Genomic DNA, 24,050 nt, shown 5'->3' on the forward strand with positions numbered 1-24,050 from the left:
CGTTCTGAAATTCCTAAAATCACTGCCCCAAGCATATTAGGAATTTCAGAACCACCACACTAGGACGCTATCCGAGGCATCCGAACGGCACCGCATGACGAGCGAGCGAAGCAGCAATCCCGATCCTGCGCCAGACCCGCGCCCGACCCTGGTGACCGGAGCGACCGGCTTCATCGGCGCCGCCGTGGCCCGCACCCTCGCGCGGCGTGGGCATAGGCTGCGCATCCTGCACCGGCCGTCGAGCGATCTCGCCAATCTTGCCGGTCTGCCGGGCGAGCGCATTATCGGCGATCTGACCGACCCCGATTCGCTCGCCCGCGCCACCGCCGGCTGCCGCTACGTCTTCCATGTCGCCGCCGATTACCGGCTGTTCGTTCCCGACCCCGCCGCGATGCGGCGGGTCAATATCGACGGCACCCTCGCCCTGCTCCGCGCGGCGCAGGCGGCGCGCGTGGAGCGTGCGGTCTATACCAGCAGCGTCGCGGCACTCGGTCTCACCCAGGATGGCAGCCCGGCCGACGAGGCCACGCCGAACGCGCCGGAGGATCATGTCGGTCCCTATAAAAAATCGAAATACGAGGCAGAGCTGGCGGTGCGGCTTCTCGCCGCCAATGGGCTGGACGTGGTGATCGTCAATCCCTCGGCACCCGTCGGCCCCGGCGACATCAGACCGACGCCGACCGGGCGCATGGTGCTGGACGCCGCGCGCGGCCATATGCCGGCCTATGTCGAGACCGGAATGAACATCGTCCACGTCGATGACGTTGCCGAGGGCCATATTCTGGCCCTCGAACATGGCCGCTCCGGCGAGAGCTACATTCTCGGCGGCGAAAACCTGATGCTCTCCGAGATCGGCCGGATGATCACCCGGCTCGCCGGCCGCTCGCCGCCGCGCATCAAGCTGCCGATCGGTCCGCTGATGCCGATCGCCGCGCTGATGGAAGCCTGGGCGCGGATTTCCCGCCACGAACCGCTGATGACGCGCGACATGCTGACCATGGCGCGCCGGCGGATGTTCTACAGCTCGGCCAAGGCGATGCGCGAACTCGGCTACGCGCCGCGCCCGGCGGAACAGGCGGTGCGCGACGCGCTGGCCGATTTCTGCCGGCGCGGCAAGCTTGCGAGCCTCGCCTTCGACCCGGCCGTGGTGCCCGCCGCATGATCCTCGCCGCGATCGCCACTCTGATCTGGCTGTATCTCTATTTTCTGCACGGGCATTTCTGGCACAGCGGCCCCGAGCTGCTGCCGGCGCGGCCGGTTACCGCTCCTGCCGTCGATATCGTGATTCCCGCGCGCGACGAGGTGGAGACCATCGGTGCGGCGATCGCGTCGCTTCTGGCGCAGGATTATCCGGCGCCGTTCCGGGTCATCCTGGTCGATGACGGCAGCACCGACGGCACCGCCGTCCGTGCGGCCGAAGCCGCCGGAAGCGATCCACGGTTTCTGCTGGTTTCCGGTGCAACGAAACCGGCCGGCTGGTCCGGCAAGCTCTGGGCGCTGGATCAGGGCGTCGCACGGAGTGGCGCGGAACTGCTCCTGTTCACCGATGCCGACATCACTCACGATCCGCGCCATCTCGCGACCCTGGTGGCGCGCATGGGAACGCCGGAGCGCGGCGCGAGACTCGACATGGTCTCGGAAATGGTGCGGCTCAATTGCGAAAGCCGGGCCGAGCGCGCCTTGATTCCGGCTTTCGTCTATTTCTTCCAGATGCTCTATCCGTTCGCGCGGGTGAACGATCCGCTGTCCGCCACCGCGGCGGCGGCGGGTGGCACCGTGCTGATTCGGCGCGCGGCGCTCGAGCGGATCGGCGGCATCGCCGCGATGCGCGGCGCGCTGATCGACGATGTGACATTGGCGCGCCTGGTGAAGCGCGGCGGCGCGATTTTCCTTGGCCATTCCGGCCTCGCCCGCTCGATCCGCCCCTATCCGCACCTCGCCGATACTCGCGCGATGATCGCCCGTACCGCCTTCACCCAGTTGCGCTATTCCGCCGCGCTACTGGCGTTGACCCTGATCGGCCTCGCCCTGGTCTGGCTGGTGCCGCCGCTCGCGGTGATTTTCGGCGGCGGCTGGAGCTTTGTCCTCGGCCTCGTCGCCTACCTGCTTGCCGTATTGTCCTATCGGCCGACACTCAGGCGCTATGGGGTTTCCGGTTTCTGGAGTCTCGCGCTTCCGGGTATTGCGCTGGTCTATATGGAAGCGACGATCGCCTCCGCCCTGCGCCATTGGCGCGGCACCGGCGCACAATGGAAACGCCGCGACTACGGAGCGGGACCATGAGTGCCGATCTCGCCGCGCCGAACGTCGAAACCTGGTCGGGCAAGGACCGGGGCGACGAGAATTTCCCGGTCGGCTCCTGGCTGATCCGGGCGGATCTGCGCCGCCATGTCCACGCCTATTACGCATTCGCCCGCAATGCGGACGACATTGCCGACCACCCGGACCTTGCGTCCGCGCAAAAAATCGCCCGACTCGACGCGATGGAGGCGGTGCTGACCGGAGCGGCGGCCGAAGGTTCGCCCTCGGCGGCGCGGCTGCGCACCAGTCTTGCGCAAACCGGGGTATCGGCGGTTCATGCCCGTGAATTGCTGATCGCCTTCCGCCAGGACGCGGTGAAACGCCGCTATGCCGATTGGGGCGAACTGATGGACTATTGCCGCTACTCGGCGGCCCCGGTCGGGCGCTACGTGCTTGACCTGCATGGCGAGAGCGAGGCGACCTGGCCTGCTTCGGACGCGCTTTGCGCCAGTCTGCAAGTGATGAACCACCTTCAGGATTGCGCCAAGGATTTTGCAGAACTCGACCGCTCCTACCTACCCGGCGCCTGGCTCGCGCGCGAGGGGGCGACAGCCGAAGACGTGCGCGCGCCGAAAACCGGCCCCGGCCTGCGCCGCGTGTTCGACGCAATGCTGGCGGAAACCGCGCTGCTCAACGATCAGGCACGCGCCCTGCCCGGCCTGGTGCGCGCGCGCCGGCTTCGGGTGGAAACCGCGATCATCTGCGGCCTCGCACGGCGGCTCCACGCACGGTTGCGGCGCGGCGACCCGCTGGCCGCGCGGGTGAGGCTGCGCACGCCGGATGCGATCGGCGCGATTCTCGCATCGCTGCCCCGGTTCGCCTGATGCTCGCGACGGTCCCGACCATGGAGGACGATGCGCGTGCGGTCGCCGCCGCGACGCGCGCGGCCGGCACCTCGTTCTACCGGGGCATGGCGGTGCTGCCCGCACAGCGCCGCACCGCCATGTACGGTATTTACGCCTTCTGCCGCGCGGTGGACGACATTGCCGACGCGGACGCACCATTCGCCGCCAAACGCCGGGGGCTGGACGACTGGCGCGCCCGGATCGACGCGCTGCACGCCGGCGGCGCGGACGATCCGGTCACTCGCGTGCTGTGCTGGGCCTCGCTGCGCTACGCGCTGCGGCGGGAGGATTTTCACGCGATCATCGACGGCATGGAAATGGATGCCGGCACGCCGATCGTCGCTCCCGACGCAGCGTTGCTCGATCTTTATTGCGATCGCGTCGCCTCGGCGGTCGGGCGGCTTTCGGTCCGGGTGTTCGGCGAGGCGTCGGCAACCGGGGATCGGGTCGCGCATCATCTCGGCCGCGCGCTTCAGCTCACCAATATTCTGCGCGACGTCGCCGAGGATGCGGCGCGCGGCCGGCTCTATATGCCGCGCGAGGCACTGGACCAGGAAGGCGTGGCCGCCGATCCCGCCACCATCCTGCAGGCACCCGGCCTGAAGCGCATTCTCGCCACGATCGCGGCGCAGGCCGAAAGCCATTACGCTGAAGCCGAGGTGGCGATGCGCCTGTGCGATGCGCGTGCGATGCGCCCGGCCCGGATGATGGCGGCGGCCTATCGTCCCCTGCTTGCGGCAATGCGCCGCGACCGGTTCGCCCACCCGGAGCGCCGACCGCGCCTGCCTCTCTGGCGCAAGGTGGCGCTCGCCGCGCAGCTTCTGCTCCTCGCCGATCGCGGGTCATGATGGCCGGGCGGGTCCATGTGATCGGCGCGGGCATGGCCGGACTCGCCGCTGCGACGTCGCTTGCCAGCCGTGGAACACGGGTGGTTCTGTACGAGGCGGCGAAATGGGCTGGCGGGCGCTGCCGCTCCTATGAGGATGCGAGCCTCGGCTGCCGGATCGACAACGGCAACCATCTGCTGCTCTCCGGCAATCACGCGACCATGGCCTATCTCGCACGGATCGGCGCGGCGGACAGCCTCACCGGGCCGAACCGGCCGGTCTTTCCCTTCATCGATCTCGTCTCCGGCGCGGCCTGGACGCTGCGGCTCAATCGCGGCCGGCTGCCCTGGTGGGTGCTGCGCAAATCCTGGCGGGTGCCGAATACCAAAGCGCGCGACTATCTCGCGCTGCGCCGTCTCGATCGCGCACGGGCCGACGATACCGTTGCCGCCCTGCTCGGCGATCTCGACCCGCTCTACGACAATCTGCTCGAGCCGCTGGCGATCGCCGCCCTCAACACCAAGCCCAGGATCGCCGCTGCGGCCCCGCTCGCCGCGGTCATTGCCGAAAGCCTCAGGCGCGGTGGCAGGGCGTCGATGCCGCGCTTTCCGAAAATCGGCCTTTCGGAAAGCTTCGTCGATCCCGCCCTCGCCTATCTCCGCGAGCGGGGCACCGAACTGCGCTTCGGCACCCGCATTGCCGGAATGACGGTCTCCGACGACCATGTCACCGGCCTGGTCGGGCCGAACATGGACGAGATCATCGCACCTGATGAACGCGTCGTGCTGGCAACCCCCCCTTGGGTTGCCGCCGACCTGCTGCCCGGCCTGACCGTGCCGGACGCGTTCGAGGCGATCCTGAATCTGCATTTCCGCGCCGGGATCGATGCCGGCGAGGCCGGGTTCTACGGGCTGCTCGGCGGGGCGGCGGAATGGGTTTTCGAGAAGACCGAGGTCGTTTCGGTCACGATCAGCGCGGCCAATGACCGCATCGACACCGATTCCGACGCCCTCGCGCTCGAAGTCTGGTCCGATCTGCGGCGGGCGTTCGGCCTGCCGCGCACCGTGCCGCCCTATCGGGTGGTCAAGGAAAAGCGCGCGACATTCGCGGCAACGCCCGAACAGCTCGCGCGCCGGCCCGATGCGGCGACACGGTTCAAAAACCTCGTCCTCGCCGGAGATTACACCGCGACCGGCCTGCCCGCGACGATCGAGGGTGCTGTTCGCTCGGGCGAGACCGCAGCCACCTTCGCTTAATTTTGGATTTTCCCAGGCGTCTGCCTGCGCCGCCAGAGCGAGAGCGGCAAGGCCATCGTCGCGTCAATTCCCCTTGACAGGGTTGATGGATTTATTATTCTAAAATACGAAAAATAAAGAATTGAAATTCCGAACGAGGCCGGGTCGATCTTGCGCGGCATGTGAAGCGCGGTTTGTTCGGCTGCACGGCGCCTTAGCTCTTTGTAAATTTGCAACACCTGAAGATCTTTTCAGACCCATCCCGATTGTTCCGAAAAACATGCTTGACCCTGCTGCGGGGCGGCGTGATTTTGCAACAAAATTGCAAATAAAAATCGCAACTTGGATCGTTCGGTCGCGGATGCGGCCGGCGGCCAAACCGGGGGAACCATATTGGGCGGCTTCGAATACGGGCGGTTATTGGCCGATGGGCATGCGGGCGGAACGCTATTTCGTCCGTCGCCCGGATTCGCGCGGATGGCCAAGCCGGACCGGAGGATCGTCGAGAAATTGTTGCAGCGCCAGCGCGATACCCCCCATCGGCGCGGCGTGGTCGCCCATCACCGAAACCACGAGTTCGACATCGTGCCGGATCGCCGCCAAGGCGTTCTCGTCCAGTGCCCGTGCGGCGGCCGGCAGCAGGAACGGCGCCAGCCTGGCCAGGCTGCCGCCGAGCACGACACGGCGCGGACTCATGATGTTGATGAGATTGGCGAGGCCGAGGCCGAGATGCGCGCCCGCTTCGGCGAGCACCGCAAGGACGGTCTTGTCGCCATCGCGGCAGGCGGCCAGAACCGCATCGACATCCCGCGCGGGGTGGCCCTGCGCGGCAAGTTCCGCCAGAATCGCGCGCTCGGAGGCATAGGCCTCGAAGCAGCCATGCCCGCCGCAGCCGCAAAGCCTGCCGCCCGGCACGATCTTCATATGGCCGATCTCGCCGGCAAGCCCGTGCGGGCCGCGATAGAGTTCACCCATGAGATGAAGCCCGCCGCCGATGCCCGACCGGCCCATCACGTAGACGAAATCGGTGATGTCGCGGCTCGCGCCGAACAGATGCTCGGCAAGCGCCGCGGCCTTCACGTCGTTCTCCAGCCGGATCGGGCATTTCAGGCTCTGCCGCAGACCTGCGGCGAAATCGAGATCGCGCCAGCCGAGATTGGGTGCGAACACCACCTGACCGTCGAGCGAAACCAGGCCCGGCAGCGCGATGCCGACCCCGAGAAGCGTACTGCGCCGCGCACGAACCATGCGCAGCGCGCTAGCAAGCCCGGCACGCGCCGCTTCGCGCGCCGCTTCAGGATCGAGGCTGCCGGGAACGATGAGATCGGCGCAGCGCGCGCCGTCGATCGTGGCGAGAACGATGCGGATCGCGTCGGGTTCGATGCCGATGCCGGCAAGATAGCCGGCGCGCGCATCGATGCTCAGCGCGGAGGTCGGACGGCCGGCGCGGCCGGTGGGCGCGTCGATCACCCGGCGCACGATACCCGCGGCTTCGAGATTGTTGATGATGATCGAGATGGTCGCCGGATCGATTCCCGAGACGTGCGAGAGTTGCTGCTGCGAAATCCCGGCATTCTGGCGAATGATGTGGAACAGCCTTCCGGTATTGATGCGCCGGATCAATGCGGAATTGACGCGCGGCTTGGTCATGCCGGGCCCCTGATCATCATGTTTGCCATGTTACTCCGGCGGCCGCGGCCTTGCCAGCACGATTTCGTATTGACACCAATCACGCTCCTCTTTATGGGTTTATTAAAGAGTAAAAATAATTCGCGCAAGCGGGCCATTCCAATCTCGCTGTGCAAACCGACTGGAAAAGGAAACCCAAGAGTGAGGCAGGAACTTTGTCTCGCCGTCCCTTTTGCCGCCGACGATATGGGGCCGCGTTCAGGCGTTGGGCGCACGTTATCATGCGCCGATCGTGCCGAGAGGCCGTTCTACCCTCGCGCCGGGCGGAGTCGTCATCGCGGCAATCGCATTTCTAACAAAAGGAACCAGGATCGCCGACACAGTGATAACAGCACGTTAAACTTGACATCAACCGAACAAGAGAAGGTAAATCTCGTTCAATCTGGGAGACTAGAATGCTGAAAACACAACAGCGCTCCCGCCGCCTGCCCGGCGGCGTTACGCGTACATTCGGCTTTGCCGCGGCGCTCATGGTATCGACCATGTTCCTGGCACCGGCGGCGAGCGCTCAAAGCCTGGAATCCGCTCTCCAGCAGACCACGTTCTCAGGCATGGTCGGGGCTCTCAACTTCGACTATCTCAACCATGGCCATTCGTCCAAGGATAATCATGCCTTCGCGGTCGGCGGCCATCTCGTCGCGCATACCGGCTCGTTCGAGGGTTTCAGCGTCGGACTCGGCGGTTATACGGCCCAGTCGCTCGGCATCTACAATAATTTGCGCGGTTCCACGGAGCTGACAGGCAATTACCACAGCATCCAGTCCTTCCGTCAGGCCTATCTGCAATATCAGAACGACACGGTGGAGATCCGCTTCGGCCGGCAGCTGATCAACACGCCCTGGGCCAACCCGGACTACTATACCTTCAACCCCCGCGCCTTCATGGGTGTGGCGGGCAAGGTCGATGTCATCGGCGGCAAGAGCGGAGGCGTCGATGCCGGCCCTCTGCAACTGAGCGGCAGCGACGCGAAGTTCAGCATATTCGCCGCACGGATGTTCAATTACGACAGCCGCTACAGCAGCAGCTTCATTTCCGGCAACCGCTACACGAGTGCGCCGACCAACGGCTTCATCACGCTCGGCGCGCTCTTCCAGGACGATTTCCAGGGCAACCATATCACCGTCCAGGGCTGGTATTACGATTTCTACCACTTCGCCCAGCTCTTCTACGGCGAAGCGGACGTGACCCATCCGATCTCGCCGAACACCTCGGTCCTCGGCGCGGTGCAGATCGTCTCCGAAGGCAATTCGTCAGGCGACGGCGTTTTCCAGTTCACCGACGGTAACGCCAACTCGGTCGATGCCCATATCTATGGCGGCAAGCTCGGAATGTCGTTCGGAAACGACACGGTCGCGCTGGTCGGCGATTACAGCCCGGTCAACTACAACTCCTACCGGCACGGCGGCCTGGTGCATCCCTATAACGACCTCACCGGCACCGACTTCACCGACACGATGCAAGCCGGCCTTGAGGATCTCGGACCTGGCTATGCCTACGGCATCACGTCGAAATTCGGCTTTCTGAACAACAAGCTGGGTCTCAGCGCCAATTACATCCGTTACGTCGCCCGCTACGGTTTTGGCGGTTCCACCTATTCCTACAATGGTCCTTACGGGTTCCCGGTCGGGACTCCGATATCGAACCAGAAGCTCTGGGCCTTGCAGGTCGGCGCCTCCTACGATCTGTCGTCGATTCTGAAGGGGCTCTATGTCGAGGACGACACGGATATCGAGGTCGCCGAAAATCGTGGCAATATCGGGCCGTATCACAATCCGTATTTCAGCAACCGCTTCTACTTCAAGTACCGGTTCTGATGTCGGGAGAGCGTGACCGGCTTTAGCCGGCCACGCTCTCCTTTGGTTTGACAGGCAAATTGGCCAATTCTGGTTGAACGGAATGGTTCGGTCGGAAGCGGAGGTGGCCGGATCGTCTTTATTGCAGTCGAAACCCCTCGATCAGCGCCGCCAGAAGTGTGGTGCGGCGCGGAATTTCCGCCATGACGACGTGTTCGGTTCGCGCATGGGCACCGCCGACAACCGCCCCGATGCCATCCAGCACGGGAACACCCAGAGCGGCACAGAAGTTTCCGTCGCTGCCACCACCGACGAAAGCCTCGCGCAAATCGATGTCAAGTTCCTTGGCAATTTCTTGTGCTTTTTCGAACAATGCCGCGATCTGCGGCGTGCGTTCCATCGGCGGCCGGTTGGTTCCTCCGGCAATTTTCAGCCGCGCTTTCGGATTCCGTGCCGCGAGGCCCAGAACCGCCCGCGTGATGCGGTTCATCTCCGGTTGGGTCGCCCCGCGAACGTCGATCCCGGCGCGAGCATAGGCCGGTACGACATTCCGCCGCGTGCCCCCCTCGATCAATCCGACGCTCGCCGTCGTGCCGCTGTTTCGATCCGACATGGCCTGAAGCGCCAGGATTTGATCGCGCGGACGACACCGGCCGGGCTGACTTCGGCACGCGCGGCGATATCTTCGATCCGGCTCCACGCGCTCTCGCCGATGTGCCGGGAAAAGCCGGTGCCGTCGACGCCTGCGCTCTGGCCCGCCAAGGCCCTGGCGCTGCTTCGTCAGGGAAATCTGGTTTAATCCGCTGAAAGGCGACGCGAGCCGCGCGACGTCAGAATACGGGGTTCGTCGCAAGCAGGCTTTTGGTTTTCTCGATTTCCTCGAATTGCTGCGGCGGCAGATATTGCGCCAGGACCTCCATCGGGCTGCCCTCGGCGCGGACGCGCCCCTGATCCAGCCAGATCAGGCGCGAGCACCATTGCGCCAGAATCCCGGCCTGATGGCTGGCCAGCACCAGAATATCCGCGTGGCGCACCATCGCCTCGACCCGGTGTTTGGCCTTGTCCATGAACCCGGCGTCGCCGGCCAGAATCCATTCGTCCATGATCAGGATTTCAGGATGCACGGCGGTCGCCATGGCGAAAGCCAGCCGCACGACCATGCCTGAGGAATAATTGCGCACCGGCAGGTCGAGAAACTGGCCGAGTTCGGAGAAATCCTCGACATCGGCTTCCAGCCGGGCGATGTCGGCTTTCCCCATGCCCAGGAAATAGCCGCGCAGCCGGATATTTTCCCAGCCGGTCAGATCGAGATTCATTCCCTGGCCGGGATCGAGCAGGGAGGTCAGCCGCCCTTCCATCGACAGCGAACCGGAAGCGGGCTGATAGATGCCGGACAGCGTCCGCAGCAGGGTGGTCTTGCCGGAACCGTTCGAGCCGACGAGCCCGAGCCGGTCGCCCGAGCGCATGGTGAAGGAAATATCCCGCAGCGCCTGCACGACCAGGCGTTGCCGGTCGTCCTTGGCGAACCGGCCCGAGGCGCGGCCCAGAACGGTTTTCTTCAGCGAGCGGTTGTCGCTGTGGTAGAGCGGAAACGCCACCGACAGACCAAAGGCGGTGAGATAGGTCATCAGGCTAGACCCAGTATGCGATGCGGCCGCGGGTACGGGCGAAACCAACCGTCGCGACCAGGATCAGCACGCCGGAGACGATCAACGCCTTCCAGACCATATCGAGCGTCATCGGGGTACCAAGCAGCGGCCCGCGAACAATTTCGAGAAGATAATAGAACGGGTTGAATCGGATCAATAATTCGCCTTCCGGGTGCTTTTCCAGCAGGCTAGCATACCACATGATCGGGGTGACGAAAAACGCGATCTGCATGACCGACATGATGATCTGCGGCACATCGCGGAACCGGGCGCAGAAGGCGCCGAACAGGATGGACATCGCGAAGGCGTCGATCAGCCAGAGCAGGAAGCCGGGAATCGCCCACAGCGAATAGAGCGACATGGACACGCCCATGATCGCGAACACGGCGACCACCACGATGATGTTGTGGGCCAGAATGATGGTGTTGCGGATCACGCTGCGCGCGGCATGAACCGTGAACGGCATCCGTATCCCCCGGATCATGGACTCTACCTGGCTGAAACAGGTGCAGCCGTCGGAGACCAGCATGTTCAGATAGTTCCACAGGATGATCGAGACGGTCAGATAGGGGAGATAGGTATGGATATCGGTGTGAAACAGGTCGGCGTAGAGAAACGCCATCGCCCCGATCATGATCGCGGTTGACAAAGTGAGCCAGAACGGCCCCAGCGCGGAGCCGCGATAGCGCAGCCTGATATCCGAAAACGCCAGCGACCAGGCGAGGCGCCACAGCTTCACGCCGCCCCGCAGATCGGTGCCGGCGAGCTGGAACCGCTGAATCCAGCCGCGATCCGCCGAGAGGGTGAACAAAGGCTGGGTTTCCGACGCCCGGATCGCGCGCTCGGTCGCCGGTAGATCACTCATGGTCACGTCTGATCACGTCCTTGAATTGGTGCGCCGCGCATCCGATCGGCCAACCCGTTGAATATGCACAGCCCGCGGGTTCTACCCATAGAGTCGGACGATAAAAAGAGCCATGACCGACATCTGACCATATGTTCATGAACGCGATATGGTGGCTGCGCCGCGCCCGGCAGCCCTGTCCGGTGGAAATAGCTTCCCCGGCCCGAGGATTCACGGCTACAAAAGCATGGATAACACCGGGGGAACGCGGATATGAGCAGTATGGTTCAAATGAGGCCCGATCCGACCTTCTATCCGTCGGCGAAGCTGGCGATGGAGGCGGCGCGCGAAACCATCGGCTACGTCGCCTTGCTGAGCAAGGACAAGAACGCGGCCGATGCGCTGGCGGTGGTCGATCTCGACCCCGCATCGTCCCGGTTCGGCACTATGCTCAACACGCTGGTGCTGCCCCATATCGGCGACGAACTGCATCATTACGGGTGGAGTGCCTGCAGCGCGTCCCTGTGCCCGACCAGCGGTCATGCGTTCAGCGAACGGCGCTATCTGGTGGTGCCGGGCATCCGCTCGTCGCGCATCTACATCATCGACACCAAGCCGGACCCGCGCGCGCCGAAAATCGTCAAGGTGATCGAGCCGGACGAGGTCAGGCGCAAGACCGGCTATTCCCGGCCGCATACGGTGCATTGCGGGCCGGAGGGGGTCTATATCAGCACGCTCGGCGGCAAGGGCGTCAACGGCGATGAAAGTCCGGCGGGCGTCTTCATTCTCGATTGCGACAGTTTCGAGATTCGCGGGCAGTGGGAAATCGACCGTGGCGACCAGTTCGCCCATTACGATTTCTGGTGGAACATGCCGCACGACTACATGGTCTCGAGCGAATGGGCGCTGCCGCCGCTGTTCGAGAACGGCGTGGTGCCGGAAGCGCTGATGGGCGGAAAATACGGCCACAAGCTGCATTTCTGGGATCTGCGCGGCCGCCGGCACATCCAGAGCATCGATCTCGGCGCCAACCATCAGATGGCGCTCGAAATCCGGCCGGCGCACGAACCGACCAAGGATTACGGGTTTCTCGGCGTGGTGATCGACAACACCAATCTGGAAGGCTCGATCTGGACCTGGTGGCGCGAGGGCGGCAAGTTCCACGCGAAAAAGACCGCGATCGTTCCGCCGCAGCCGGCCGACCCGGCGCTGCTGCCCGAGCTGCTGAAGCCGTTCGCCGCTGTGCCGCCGCTGATCACCGATATCGATCTCTCGCTGGACGATCGGTTTCTCTATGTGGCGTGCTGGGGAACCGGCGAGTTGCGCCAATATGACGTGAGCGATCCGATGGCGCCGAAACTGGCGGGGACGGTGAAGCTCGGCGGCATCGCGGCAAACACCGAACACCCCTCGGGCGCGGCGTTCCACGGCGGCCCGCAGATGGTCGAGATCAGCCGCGACGGCAAGCGGGTCTATTTCACCAATTCGTTGTACAGCACGTGGGATACCCAGTTCTATCCGCGCGGCGTGCCGGGGCAGATGGTGATGTGCCATGCCGACGCTGCCGGCGGCTTCAGGCTCGATCCGAATTTCAGGATCGAGTTCGGCGCCGGCTATGGCGCGCATCAGGTGCGGCTCGAAGGCGGCGATTGTTCGACCGAGAGCTTCTGTTTCGCCTCCGCATGAGCGGGGTTTCGATGATGAACCAGGCCCTGCCCTGGCTGATGGCGATCGGGATGGGGGTGTATCAGGGGGTCAATCCGCCGGTCGGCTGGCTGCGCGCGGTGGCGCGCGGGCTGGAAACGAACTCGACGCGGGCGATCCTGCTGAGCACCGCGGCGCTCGCGTTCGGGCATTTCCTGTCGATGATCGTGTTGCTGGCGCCGGTCTCGGTCGTCATCGCCGTGCTGCTCGCGGACCGGCTATCGATGATGACGCTGATGCAGGCGGGGTCGCTGGCCGGTTTCGGACTGATCGGCTTCGGCCTCTATAAAATCCTGCGGCCGCGCCATCCGAAATTCCTCGCCCGGATCAGCCCGGACCGGCCGGTGCGGTGGGCGTTCTGCATGGGGCTCACCCATTGCGGCTCGCCGGTGATGATGGCGCCGATGCTGATCAACCTGATCCTGGTGAGCGCGTGGGTGGCCGCACCATCCACCGTCGCCCCGATTTTCGGCGCCGTCCTGATCGCGCTGGCGGTGAGTGCGGCGATGGCCGTCCCGCTGTTTCTGACCGGATCGGCGGTCGCGATCGCGGTGGTCCGCCGGTTCGGACTGCGCGCGATCACGCGGTACTGGGTCAACCTCGATCTCGGCTGGGCGGTGATGTTCATCCTGATGGGAATCATGGGCCTGACGATGGGGTGAGGTGAGATCAGTCTCGCGCGCAGCTCCGAAATCCGGCCATGATGTCGCGCCGCTCCGGGGTGAAGAAATTGCGATAGGTGTTGGCGATCATCCGGCCGCGGGTCGCCCAGGCGCCGCCGCGCAGAACCTTGCGCGAGCCGAACCACGGCGCCGAATAATCCTCGTAGATGTCGGGAGCGAAGCCCGGATAAGGCGCGAACGGTGTCGCCGTCCACTCCCAGACATTGCCGAGCATCTGGCGACACCCCCATGCGCTGTCGCCCTCGGGATGCGCCGCGACATCGACGGTGCCGAGCACACGCCCGTCGAGATTGGCGTGGCGCGGGCCGGGCGCCGCGTCGCCCCAGGGATAGCGGCGCTTGCGTGGGGCGAACCCCCCGGCGCCGGGTTCGGTCGCGGCGGCAGCCTCCCATTCGGCTTCGTGCGGCAGCCGCCGCCCGGCCCAGTTGCACCACGCCTCCGCCTCATGCCAATTGACATGGATGACCGGCCGGTGCGGAAGAAGGCCGATCGTGCGATCGAACTGCCGCTCGCTCCAGCCATCTTGCTGCGCGACCCAGTAGAGCGGATGATCAGCCTCGGCCGCTTCGCGCCAGCGCCAGCCCGCATCGCTCCATAAGGCGCGGCGTCGATAGCCGTCATCGGCCACGAATTCCAGGAATTGGGCGTTGGTGACCGGCGCGCAGCCGATGCGGAACGGCTCCACGGTCACCGGATGCGCCCATTTTTCGTTGTCGAACACGAAGTCTGCGCCGGGCGCCGCGCCGAGAGAAAAACTGCCGCCCGCCACCGCGACGTCGCCGTCGAGCAGTCCGGCATCGATGTCGGTGGGCGGACCGGCCGCAAGGGTCGCGAATTCGGGCGCCTTGTAGCCAAGCGTCTGGCGCGAATAGGTGAACGCCTCGCCGTGCATGTCCTCATGATAAGTTGTCAGAAGATAAAGATACGCTTCCTCCGCACTGGCGGCGCCGCCGTTCAGCCGGTTGACCATCGCATCCAGCACCCGCGCCAGGTAATCGAGCGTGCCCTGAAGCGTGGGCAGCGGCAGATCCCACCGTATGTCGTGCGGGACGGTCGAGGAGTTGTAGAGCGCATCGGCGGCATCGAGGCGCTGCGTGCGGTCGCCCAGGGTCCGCAGCGCGAAATGCTCGTGAAACCAGGCGAGGTGGCCGATCTCCCAGAGTAGCGGATTGACGATGTCGAGTGGCGGTCCCTTAAGCTGGTCGGCGTTGAGCCCGTGCACCAGTTCGAGCGTGCGGGCACGGGCGTCCACAAGGCAATCGATGAGGTGAGCGGTGGGGACAGGATCGGTCATAGCGTCTCTTTGGGCGTCTCTTTGTCCGAGCGATCGATGAAGATTAGCCTGATCACGCCGGCCCGCCAACACGCGCGCACCGGCAACCGGACCACAGCGATGCGTTGGGCGCACATTCTGCGCGGGATGGGCGCGCGCGTGACCGTAAGCACCGCCTATGCGGGCGAGAACGCGGACCTGATGATCGCGCTCCATGCGTGGCGCAGTGCCGACAGCATCGGCGCGTTCCGGGCGCGGTATCCCGATCGCAAGCTGGTGGTGGCGCTGACCGGGACCGATATCTACCGCTTTCAGCAAAGCGATCCCGAAACCACGCTGGGTTCGATGGCGATGGCGGATGCGCTGGTCGGGCTGCACGATCTGGTCGCCGACGCAATCCCCGCCCGGTTTCGGTCGAAGGTCAGAATAATTTATCAGTCGGTCCCGCCACTATCCCGCCGCCTGCCGCCGCTGCGGGGGGTTTTCGAGGTTCTGGTGATCGGTCATCTGCGCGCGGAAAAGGACCCGATGCGCACCGCCCTCGCCGCCCGCGCGCTGCCGGAGTCCTCACGTATCCGCATCGTCCACCTCGGCATGGCGCATGATGCGGACTGGGCCGAGGCGGCGCGCGCGGAAATGACGGTCAACCGGCGCTATGTCTGGCGCGGTGAGGTGCCGGGCTGGGCGGTCCGTCGCGCGCTCGCCCGCGCCAAGCTGATGGTGTTGAGTTCGGTGATGGAGGGCGGCGCCAATGTCGTCTCCGAGGCGCTGGTCGCCGGGGTGCCGGTAATCGCGTCGCGGATTGCCGGCTCGGTCGGGCTGCTCGGCGGCGACTATCCGGGCTACTTTCCGGTTGGCGACACGGCGGCGTTGACTGGATTATTGCGCCGTGCCGAGAGCGATCCGGGCTTTCTCGACGATCTCCGCGCCCGGTGCGGCGCGCGCGTACCTTTGTTCGACCCCGCGCGGGAACGCGCATCCTGGCAAACGCTCCTCGCGCAACTCACCGGCAAAGCGTGATCGGTTCGAGGGCGTCGCCCTGCGGCATGACGGTGCCGATGATGGCGGCGCGATCGTAGCCGAGGGTTCCGAGTTCGGCGAGGCACGCCTCCGCCTGCTCGGCCGGAACGCTCGCCAGAAGGCCGCCCGCGGTTTGCGGATCGAAAATGAGCGGAAACCGCTCATCCGCCGAGGCGGTTTCGATGTCGCGGATCGCGCGGCGCAGCCGGACATTCTGCGGCTGGAGAGAGCTGAAAATGCCCATCCGCACCGTGTCCAGCGCGCCGTCGAGGAACGGCAGGGACGCAAGATCGAGCGTGACATCGACCGATGATGGCCTGGTCATCTCGATCAGATGACCAAGCAGCCCAAAGCCGGTCACGTCGGTGCAGGACGTCGCCCCATGGTGGTGCAGACAAGCCGCACCCGCGCGGTTGGACTGGACCATGCTGACCAGCGCATCGTCGATCCAGCGCCCCTTGGCCTTCATTCGCATATCCGCCGCGAACAGCGTCCCGGTGCCAAGCGGCTTGGTCAGGATCAAGCGGTCGCCCGGCCGCATTCCGCCCTTGCGCATCAACCGCGCGCGGTCGGCCAGACCGTTTACGGCAAAGCCGAGACTGAGTTCGGCGCCTTCGCTGGTATGGCCGCCGACCAGTGCGCAATCCGCTGCGTTCAGTACCTCGATCGCCCCGGACATGAGCTGGAACAACTGATCCTCGACCTGCGCCTCCAACCCATAGGACACCGTGACGATGGCGAGCGCCGATTGCGGCTCGCCGCCCATCGCGAAAATATCGCCCAGGCTGTGATTGGCCGCCACTTTCCCGAAAATATACGGATCATCGACGAAGGCGCGGAAATAATCGACCGTGTGGATCATCATTTTGCCCGGCGGCACTTCGACCACGGCGGCGTCGTCGGGCGCGTCGAGCCCGATCAGGATGTCGGGCCGGCCGATCGGGCTCAACTGGCCGAGCACCCGGCTGAGCACCGTGCTGCCCACCTTGGCACCACACCCGCCACAGCGCATGGCGATGGCCGAGATCTCGCCGAGTGCCGCGGCATCGGCGAGCCCGGTGGCAAATTCAGGTGGCTTGGCCACCGCCATGTCCGGCAGTTCGGAAAATTTGCGCATGAAGCGCCGGTCGATCCAGTCCTTCCATTGCCACATCGACCGCCCTTCGCGTGACCATCGGCCGCGCGAGGCGACGGCGTATCGATCGCCGGTGGAAATCAGGCTGAGGAACCGGCGTTGCGGGCGAAACGGGCGGAGCGTCCGCCCGAGCAGCGAGCGGCGCAGATTGAGCGCCAGCGGCGCGCCCTGGCGCACCGCGAACACGCCGGATTTCGGCCGGGGATGCCGGATCACCGCGGCAATGTCCCCGGCGGCGAACACGCCGGGATGCGAGACCGATTCCAGGGTTTCGTTCACTTCGATGAAGCCCTGAGCATCGAGGCTCAGGCCCGATGCGCGCAGCCAGGGCGCCGCGCCCGCGCTCGTCACCCACAAGATCTCGTCCAGATCATAGGTTTCGCCGTTCGCCCGGCGCAGCCGTCCCGATGCAACCTCGGTGATCGCCTGTCCGGTCAGCACCTGGACGTTCCGTTCCCGCAGCACGCGCTCGAAACTCCGCCGTGCGCCCGCATTATGGCCCGGAAGAATCTCGTCCGCATTGCCGAAAAGATAATAATCCAGATGATCGTCCGGCCGCCCGCCTTCCGCCAGCAATGCGCGCAGCCGATGTTGGGTCGCCAATAATATTTCAACCCCGCCGGCGCCGGTGCCCACCACGCCGATGCGCACCCGATCGCGGGTTACCAGAACCCGCTCGCGCAGCGCCTCCCACTGGGCGATGAACCGGCTGATCGGCTTGACCGGCACCACATTGCCGGCGGCGCCCGGCACGTCGGCGGTGCGCGGTGTCGAACCGATGTTGATCGAGAGAACGTCGAACCGGACCGGCGGCCGGTTGCGGCACAGAACCACTCGACCTTCAAGGTCGAGCCCCGTTACCTCGTCCTGATAGAAACGCGCCCCCGCGAACCGGCAAAGCGGGCCGAGATCGATATGCGCCTCGTCGAAGGCATAATGCCCGGCGATCAGGCCCGGCAGCATGCCGGAATAGGGTGTCTGGGCGTCCTGGCTGATCAATGTCAGGCGCACGCCCGCCAGTTTGTTCATGCCGAAGCGCTTCAGCACCGCGACATGGCTGTGGCCGCCGCCGATCAGCACAAGGTCCTTGAGGATCGCCGCATCGCCGCTCTGCATGACGGTGGTTTGTTATCGTCTGGCGGAACCGCCGTCTACGGCCGGAGGTCTCCCAGCATTGTCGGGATCAGTTCCGACACGGTGGGATGGATCGGCATCGAGCGCCGCAGGGTGGCGGATGGCGCCTTGGCGGTCATGATGCCCAGCACGCCGTGGATCGCCTCGTCGCCGCCGACGCCGAGGATCGCGGCACCCAGAATGGCGTCGGTTTCGGCATCGACCACGATTTTCATGAACCCCTGGGTTTCGCCTTTCTCGATGGCGCGCGCGATCCTGGTCATCGGCCGCGTGCCGACGCGGATTTTGCGCCCGGCCTTGCGGGCTTCGGCTTCGGTCATGCCGACCCGCCCGAGCGGCGGGTCGATATAGAGCGCGTAGGCAGTGATCCGGTCGCTGACCCGGCGCGCATCATTGTCGAGCAAATTGGCCGCGACGATCTCGAAATCATTATAGGCGGTGTGGGTGAAGGCGCCCCGGCCGTTGCAATCGCCGAGCGCCCAGATGCCCGGCACGCTGGTGCGCAACTGGTCGTCCACCACGATATAGCCGCGCTCGTCCAGTGCGACGCCCGCCTGATCCAGGCCGAGATCGTCGGTGTTCGGACGCCGCCCGACCGCCAGCAGCACGTGGGAGCCCACGATTTCCGGCGCGCCGGATGTGCAGTTCACGCCGGCGGCGATGTCGGTGCCGCGCGGCGCGAAGCTGATGCAGTCGGCATCGAGGCGGACGGCAATTCCTTCAGCTTCGAGGATGTCTTTCACTGCGTCGGACACGTCCTCGTCCTCGCGGGCGATCAGGCGCGGGCCCTTCTCGATGATCGTGACCGCGCTGCCGAAGCGGCGATACATCTGGGCGAATTCCAGCCCGATATAACTGCCCCCGACGATCACCAGATGGCGCGGTGCCTCGTCGAGTTCCAGGATGGTGGTGTTGGTGAGATAGTTCACCCGATCGAGGCCCGGCATGTCCGGGATGGCGGCACGCGCGCCCGCATTAATGAAAATGCGCGCGGCGGTGATCCGCTCATCGCCCACGCGGATCTCACGGAGCGATTCAAAGCGTGCATGATCTTGATAGACGGTGCACCGCTCCATGCCCCTTAGCCATGTTTCGACGTTCTGGCGTGACGTGCCCGAAACCGCGTCTTTCCGGGCTTTGACCGCCGCCATGTCGATTTCGACCGAACCGCCGAGCGTCACGCCGAAATCGGCGGCGCGGCGTGCCAGGTGAGCGGCATAGGCGCTGGCGATGAGCGTCTTGGTCGGGGTGCAGCCGGTATTGACGCAGGTACCGCCGAACAGCTTGCGCTCGATCAGGGCGACGGTCATGCCGGATGAGGTGAGGCGGCTGGCGAGCGGCGGTCCGGCCTGGCCAGCGCCGATGATGATGGCGTCGAAACTCCTGCTCATGCGGCAGAGATGGGCAACGCCGGGGTGTTTGACAGGGGGGACGGCACGGGCGCAGGTTTCGGAATTCCAAAAACCCTGTGGAGGAACCATGCACCTGAGCCAGGAGCAGATCGACGATTTCAACGAACAAGGCTGGCTGTTCCTGCCCGAATTGTTCGATGCCGGCGAAGTCGCCCTGCTCAAGCGCGAAGCCGAGGCGATCTATGCCCAGCAGCGCCCGGAAGTGTGGCGCGAAAAAAACGGCGCGCCGCGCACCGCCTTCGCCGCGCACACCTATAACGAGGCGTTCCGGCTGCTGGGTGCGCATCCGCGGCTAATCCGCCCGGTCGAGCGGATTTTCGGCGAACGCCTCTACATGCATCAGTTCAAGATCAACGCGAAGGCGGCCTTCACCGGCGAGGTGTGGCAATGGCACCAGGATTACGGCACCTGGAAGCGCGACGACGGGATGCCCGAGCCGAAGGCGATGAACATCTCGGTGTTTCTCGACGAGGTGATGCCGATCAACGGTCCGCTGCTTCTGGTGCCGCGCAGCCATCTAGCCGGCGATCTGGAGGCGACGCACGATGTCGAAACCACATCCTATCCGTTATGGACGCTGGACAACGAGACGGTGACGCGTCTGGTCGCCCAGGGCGGCATTGTGGCCCCCACCGGCAAGCCGGGTGGCGTGCTGATGTTCCATGGCAATCTGGTGCATGGCTCGGCCGGCAATATCACGCCCTATCCGCGCCGGATCGTGTATCTGACGCTCAACGCCGTCTCCAACTTTATTCGCACGCCGACCCGCCCGAGCTTCATCGCGCATCGGGATTTCGCACCGATCGAGCCGGTGGCGGACGATGCGCTCGGGCGCATGGCGCAAGGGTTTCAGGCGGCGGCGGAATAGCGCGCGGTGAACCTGCATCATCTGCTGGCGCAGCGCGTCGCGGCCGAAAAGCCGGTGCGTGTGGTGCTGATCGGCGCCGGAAAATTCGGCGCGATGTTCCTGGCCCAGGCGCCGCACACGCCGGGGCTGGAAATCGCCGCCATTGCCGATCTCGACCCCGATCGGGCGCGCGCGGCGTGCCTTGGCGTCGGATGGCCGGATGAATCCATCGAAGCGACCGATTTCACCGACGATGCATTGGCGGCGATCGCCCGAGCGGATGCCGAAATCGTGGTGGAGGCGACAGGCAACCCGGCGTTCGGCATCGTTCACGCGCGCGCCGCCATGGCCTGCGGCAAGCATGTGGTGATGGTGAATGTCGAGGCGGATGCGCTCGCCGGACCGCTGCTCGCGGAGGAGGCGCGGCGCGCTTGCGTGGTCTATTCGCTGGCCTATGGCGATCAGCCGGCGCTGACCGCCGAACTGGTCGATTGGGCGCGAGCCTGCGGATTCCGGGTCGTCGCGGCGGGCAAGGGCACCAAATATCTGCCGTTCTACCATACTGTCACGCCCGCGACCGTGTGGGAGCATTACGGGCTGACCGAAAATGAAGCTCGTGACGCCGGAATGAACGCGCGGATGTTCAACTCCTTCCTCGACGGCACCAAATCGGCGATCGAGATGGCGGCGATCGCCAATGCCACTGGGCTTGACGTGCCGGATGCCGGGCTGGGGTTTCCGCCCTGCGGGGTGGATGATCTGCCGCATATCCTGCGCCCCCGAAGTGCGGGCGGCGTGCTCGATCGCGCCGGCATGGTGGAAGTGGTCTCGTCGCTGGAGCGCGACGGCAGGCCGGTGTTCCGCGACCTGCGCTGGGGCGTGTATGTGGTCCTGGAAGCGCCGAACGACTACGCCGCCGCGTGTTTTCGGCAATACGGCCTCAAGACGGATGCGTCAGGCCGCTACGCGGCGATGTACAAGCCCTATCATCTGATCGGTCTGGAATTGAATATTTCCGTCCTGTCCGCCGCCTTGCGCGGCGAACCGACCGGCCAGCCGCGCGGTTTTTTGGGCGACGTGGCCGCGATCGCCAAACGGCCGCTGCGCGCGGGCGAGACGCTGGATGGCGAAGGTGGTTATACGGTCTGGGGACGGCTGATGCCGGCAGAGGCAAGTTTGCAGGCGGCCGCGCTGCCGATCGGGCTTGCCCATCACGCCCGCCTGCTTCGCGATGTCGCGGCGGGTGAAACCGTGCGCTGGGCCGATGTGGACCTGCCGGCTCATGACGCGGCATCGCGAACCGCGATCGACGCACGGCGCTGCATGGAGCGCCGCTTCGCCGGCGCGCATCACGGCGGCACCGTCGTACCCGCAATGGTATAAGGCGCTATCCCCTATTTCTCGACGAAGGCTTTCTCGATCACATACTGGCCCGGCCGCGCCAGGCTGCCTTCGACGAAATCCCGGCTGTCGAGGAATCCGGTCATGTCGGCGAGAAAGGCCGGACTGCCGCACAGCATGACCCGGTCCTGCGCCGGCGCGATCGGCGCCAAACCGCGCGCCGCGAGGGCGGCGCCCGATTCGAGCAGCGCGGTGATCCGCCCGGTGGTGGCGAACGCCTCGCGGGTGACCGTCGGGATATAGATCAGGTGCTCACGGATCTGCTCGCCGAGAAATTCGTGGCACGGCAAATCCTCGGCGATGAAGTCCCGATAGGCGAGGTCGCCGATATGCCGGACCCCGTGCATCAGGATCACGGTCTCGAACTGGTCGTAGGTTTCCGGGTCGCGGATGATGCTGAGGAACGGCGCGAGGCCGGTGCCGGTCGCGAGCAGGAACAGCCGCCTTCCCGGCGTCAGCCCATCGAGCACCAGGGTTCCGGTGGGTTTGCGCCCGATCAGGATCGGGTCGCCCGGCTTGATCCGCGCCAGCCGCGAGGTCAGCGGGCCGTTCGGCACCTTGATGCTGAAGAATTCCAGACTATCGTCGTAATGCGCGCTCGCCATGCTGTAGGCGCGCGATATCCTGCGTCCCTCGGCTTCCAGCCCGACCATGGTGAACTGTCCGCTGCGAAACCGGAAGCCCGGATCGCGCGTGGTCGAAAAACTGAACAGCGTGTCGCTCCAGTGGCGCACGCTGATGACGGATTCGGTTTGCTGCTCGGCCATGATTGCCCCTTAGCATAGATGGGAAATATTGCCTTATCGCTGGGGCGCGTTCCGAACAGAACAGATATGCCGTCCGGCGGTCGGGGGCGGGCGATCAATTGTTCTGGTTGCGTTCGCCCTGCTGAGTCATCGAATGGCTTGGCTTTGAGCTGTAAGGCGAGTTGATGCTCTGGTGCTGCCCCGTCCCCGGCGTCGACAAAGGCTGAGTGGTTTGGTGGCGCTCACCCTGCTGCGCCATCGAATGGTTTGACTTTGAATTGTAAGAGGGATTCTGGGCCGGACCCTGGGTCACGGTCGCGGCGAACGCCGAACACGTCATCAGAACCGAAAACGCCGCAACGCTTGTCAACATCGATCGTGTCTTCATGGTCTATTCCTTTTGCCAAATCAGAGGATTCCCAATTTGGGGGCCTATGATGAAGAACTCCTGGAAGCTTCGTGTATTTAAGGAGTGTCGAGCCGTAAGGTATAATGAATATGGTATACCAGATATGCCTTAACGTGAATGGACGGGGTAAAGTCGAGCCCGTGTATCAGACTGACGAAATCGTGGTCAGACCGGGTCCCAGCTGAACACGTCCGGGCTGCGGTCGAGCGGCGGCAGCGAGGCGCGCAGGGCCGGATAGGCGTGTTCGGCGATCAGCTTCGGGGTCCAGCCTTCGCCGCGATGCACCGAGCGGATCGGCCGGCTCTGGCTCATCAGCAGAATCTCGTTGTGTCTTGCCGCGAAAACCTGGCCGGTCACGTCGCGCGCGGCCTCCGAGGCCAGGAACACGGCGAGCGGGGCGTTCTTGTCGGGCGTCATCTGCCGCAGCTTCGCCACCCGCGCCTTCTGTTCCGGCGTTGCGGCCGGAATCGAGTCGGTCATCCGGCTCCAGGCGAAGGGCGCGATGCAGTTGGAGCGCACCTTGTAGCGCTGCATGTCGAGCGCGATCGATTTCGACAAGGCGACGATGCCGAGCTTGGCCGCCGAATAATTCGCCTGCCCGAAATTGCCGACCAGACCGGAGGTGCTGGTCATATGCACGTAGGCGCCCGATTCCTGGCGCCGGAAATGCTCGGCGGCGGCGCGGCTGACGAAGAAACTGCCGTTCAGATGGACGTTGATCACCGCGAGCCAGTCTTCCGGCGCCATTTTATGGAAAATCGCGTCGCGCAGGATGCCAGCATTGTTGACCACGATGTCGATACGGCCGAACGCATCCAGCGCCGCCTGCACGATGCGCTGCGCCGAGTGCCATTCGCCGACGCTTTCGGCGCAGATCGCTGCGGCACCGCCGCGCTGCTCGATGATCTGCTTGGTCTGTTCGGCCGGGGTTCCCGATCCGCCCGCGCCGGTCAGCGACACGCCGATATCGGCGATGAGCACCGAGGCGCCAGCCAGCGCCATGGCCAGGGCGATCTCGCGGCCAATGCCGCCGCCCGCGCCGGTGACGATCGCGACCTTGCCATCCAACATCCGCTCTGCCTGCATCATGTTTCCTTTTTTCC

At 65.0% G+C, this 24,050-nt stretch carries 21 protein-coding genes; 11 read left to right on the top strand and 10 right to left on the bottom strand.

Annotated features, from left to right (window positions below; translation table 11 throughout):
• Positions 1 to 94: 94 nt before the first annotated feature.
• The 5 genes from hpnA to hpnE are packed head-to-tail and all read left to right on the top strand — an operon-like array spanning position 95 to position 5,229.
• Positions 95 to 1,162, top strand: coding sequence for a hopanoid-associated sugar epimerase (gene hpnA / locus AiwAL_RS02155; protein WP_235702629.1), 1,068 nt, complete (start codon positions 95 to 97; stop codon positions 1,160 to 1,162).
• Entirely contained in the window at positions 1,159 to 2,283 is a 1,125-nt protein-coding gene (locus AiwAL_RS02160; RefSeq protein WP_262312018.1) for a glycosyltransferase, read from the top strand. Before hpnA ends, AiwAL_RS02160 begins: the two co-directional genes overlap by 4 nt.
• Positions 2,280 to 3,125 (top strand): squalene synthase HpnC, encoded by an 846-nt coding sequence (gene hpnC, locus AiwAL_RS02165; RefSeq protein ID WP_235702631.1) that lies wholly within the window; start codon positions 2,280 to 2,282, stop codon positions 3,123 to 3,125. The genes AiwAL_RS02160 and hpnC overlap by 4 nt, the downstream gene beginning before the upstream one ends.
• Positions 3,125 to 3,994, top strand: coding sequence for a presqualene diphosphate synthase HpnD (gene hpnD / locus AiwAL_RS02170; protein ID WP_235702632.1), 870 nt, complete (start codon positions 3,125 to 3,127; stop codon positions 3,992 to 3,994). Before hpnC ends, hpnD begins: the two co-directional genes overlap by 1 nt.
• On the top strand, positions 3,994 to 5,229 hold the full coding sequence (hpnE, locus tag AiwAL_RS02175; protein ID WP_262312075.1) for a hydroxysqualene dehydroxylase HpnE: 1,236 nt from the start codon (positions 3,994 to 3,996) through the stop codon (positions 5,227 to 5,229). Before hpnD ends, hpnE begins: the two co-directional genes overlap by 1 nt.
• Positions 5,230 to 5,655: 426 nt before the next feature.
• On the opposite strand, the gene AiwAL_RS02180 is transcribed toward hpnE, so the two are convergent.
• Positions 5,656 to 6,858, bottom strand: coding sequence for an ROK family transcriptional regulator (locus AiwAL_RS02180; protein ID WP_235702633.1), 1,203 nt, complete (start codon positions 6,856 to 6,858; stop codon positions 5,656 to 5,658).
• 434 nt (positions 6,859 to 7,292) lie between these two features.
• Between AiwAL_RS02180 and AiwAL_RS02185 the strand changes: the two genes are divergently transcribed.
• The gene (locus AiwAL_RS02185; RefSeq protein ID WP_262312019.1) at positions 7,293 to 8,711 is read left to right on the top strand and encodes a hypothetical protein; all 1,419 of its coding nucleotides are present in this window, start codon (positions 7,293 to 7,295) and stop codon (positions 8,709 to 8,711) included.
• A gap of 118 nt (positions 8,712 to 8,829) precedes the next feature.
• Here AiwAL_RS02185 and AiwAL_RS02190 read toward each other — a convergent pair whose 3' ends face one another.
• The 3 genes from AiwAL_RS02190 to AiwAL_RS02200 form a co-directional block, all read right to left on the bottom strand.
• Positions 8,830 to 9,390, bottom strand: a complete 561-nt coding sequence (locus AiwAL_RS02190) for a M20/M25/M40 family metallo-hydrolase (protein WP_408851114.1) — start codon at positions 9,388 to 9,390, stop codon at positions 8,830 to 8,832.
• Positions 9,391 to 9,520: 130 nt separating this feature from the next.
• Complete coding sequence (locus tag AiwAL_RS02195; protein ID WP_235702636.1) at positions 9,521 to 10,318, bottom strand: ABC transporter ATP-binding protein; 798 nt, start codon at positions 10,316 to 10,318, stop codon at positions 9,521 to 9,523.
• A 4-nt stretch (positions 10,319 to 10,322) separates the two neighbouring features.
• Positions 10,323 to 11,204 (bottom strand): ABC transporter permease, encoded by an 882-nt coding sequence (locus tag AiwAL_RS02200; RefSeq protein ID WP_235702637.1) that lies wholly within the window; start codon positions 11,202 to 11,204, stop codon positions 10,323 to 10,325.
• Positions 11,205 to 11,474: 270 nt separating this feature from the next.
• Between AiwAL_RS02200 and AiwAL_RS02205 the strand changes: the two genes are divergently transcribed.
• A complete protein-coding gene (locus AiwAL_RS02205) occupies positions 11,475 to 12,869 on the top strand; it encodes a selenium-binding family protein (protein WP_235702638.1) in 1,395 nt (464 codons plus the stop codon).
• Between the two features lie 11 nt (positions 12,870 to 12,880).
• Complete coding sequence (locus AiwAL_RS02210; RefSeq protein ID WP_262312021.1) at positions 12,881 to 13,549, top strand: hypothetical protein; 669 nt, start codon at positions 12,881 to 12,883, stop codon at positions 13,547 to 13,549.
• A 7-nt stretch (positions 13,550 to 13,556) separates the two neighbouring features.
• Here the strand turns inward: AiwAL_RS02210 and senA are convergent, their stop codons facing one another.
• Complete coding sequence (senA, locus tag AiwAL_RS02215; RefSeq protein WP_262312022.1) at positions 13,557 to 14,864, bottom strand: selenoneine synthase SenA; 1,308 nt, start codon at positions 14,862 to 14,864, stop codon at positions 13,557 to 13,559.
• 36 nt (positions 14,865 to 14,900) lie between these two features.
• On the opposite strand from senA, the gene senB reads away from it, so the two are divergent.
• Entirely contained in the window at positions 14,901 to 15,863 is a 963-nt protein-coding gene (senB, locus tag AiwAL_RS02220) for a selenoneine biosynthesis selenosugar synthase SenB (protein ID WP_235702641.1), read from the top strand.
• Here the strand turns inward: senB and selD are convergent.
• Together selD and AiwAL_RS02230 are read right to left on the bottom strand one after the other, a co-directional pair.
• The gene (gene selD / locus AiwAL_RS02225) at positions 15,847 to 18,114 is read right to left on the bottom strand and encodes a selenide, water dikinase SelD (protein WP_235702642.1); all 2,268 of its coding nucleotides are present in this window, start codon (positions 18,112 to 18,114) and stop codon (positions 15,847 to 15,849) included. The two genes, senB and selD, sit on opposite strands and share 17 nt — an antisense overlap.
• Positions 18,115 to 18,149: 35 nt before the next feature.
• Positions 18,150 to 19,523: an FAD-containing oxidoreductase gene (locus AiwAL_RS02230; protein ID WP_262312023.1), complete on the bottom strand. Its 1,374-nt coding sequence runs from the start codon at positions 19,521 to 19,523 to the stop codon at positions 18,150 to 18,152.
• Between the two features lie 88 nt (positions 19,524 to 19,611).
• Between AiwAL_RS02230 and AiwAL_RS02235 the strand changes: the two genes are divergently transcribed.
• Both AiwAL_RS02235 and AiwAL_RS02240 read left to right on the top strand, forming a co-directional pair.
• Complete coding sequence (locus AiwAL_RS02235; RefSeq protein WP_235702644.1) at positions 19,612 to 20,412, top strand: phytanoyl-CoA dioxygenase family protein; 801 nt, start codon at positions 19,612 to 19,614, stop codon at positions 20,410 to 20,412.
• A gap of 6 nt (positions 20,413 to 20,418) precedes the next feature.
• Positions 20,419 to 21,774, top strand: a complete 1,356-nt coding sequence (locus AiwAL_RS02240; RefSeq protein WP_235702645.1) for an NAD(P)H-dependent oxidoreductase — start codon at positions 20,419 to 20,421, stop codon at positions 21,772 to 21,774.
• 11 nt (positions 21,775 to 21,785) lie between these two features.
• On the opposite strand, the gene AiwAL_RS02245 is transcribed toward AiwAL_RS02240, so the two are convergent.
• From AiwAL_RS02245 to AiwAL_RS02255, 3 genes are all read right to left on the bottom strand, one after another.
• The gene (locus AiwAL_RS02245) at positions 21,786 to 22,559 is read right to left on the bottom strand and encodes a ferredoxin--NADP reductase (RefSeq protein ID WP_262312024.1); all 774 of its coding nucleotides are present in this window, start codon (positions 22,557 to 22,559) and stop codon (positions 21,786 to 21,788) included.
• A gap of 94 nt (positions 22,560 to 22,653) precedes the next feature.
• On the bottom strand, positions 22,654 to 22,926 hold the full coding sequence (locus AiwAL_RS02250; protein WP_235702647.1) for a hypothetical protein: 273 nt from the start codon (positions 22,924 to 22,926) through the stop codon (positions 22,654 to 22,656).
• A gap of 186 nt (positions 22,927 to 23,112) precedes the next feature.
• A complete protein-coding gene (locus tag AiwAL_RS02255) occupies positions 23,113 to 24,033 on the bottom strand; it encodes an SDR family NAD(P)-dependent oxidoreductase (protein WP_235702761.1) in 921 nt (306 codons plus the stop codon).
• Positions 24,034 to 24,050 lie beyond the last annotated feature (17 nt).

It is taken from the genome of Acidiphilium sp. AL (assembly GCF_025499445.1).
Classification (GTDB): domain Bacteria; phylum Pseudomonadota; class Alphaproteobacteria; order Acetobacterales; family Acetobacteraceae; genus Acidiphilium; species Acidiphilium iwatense.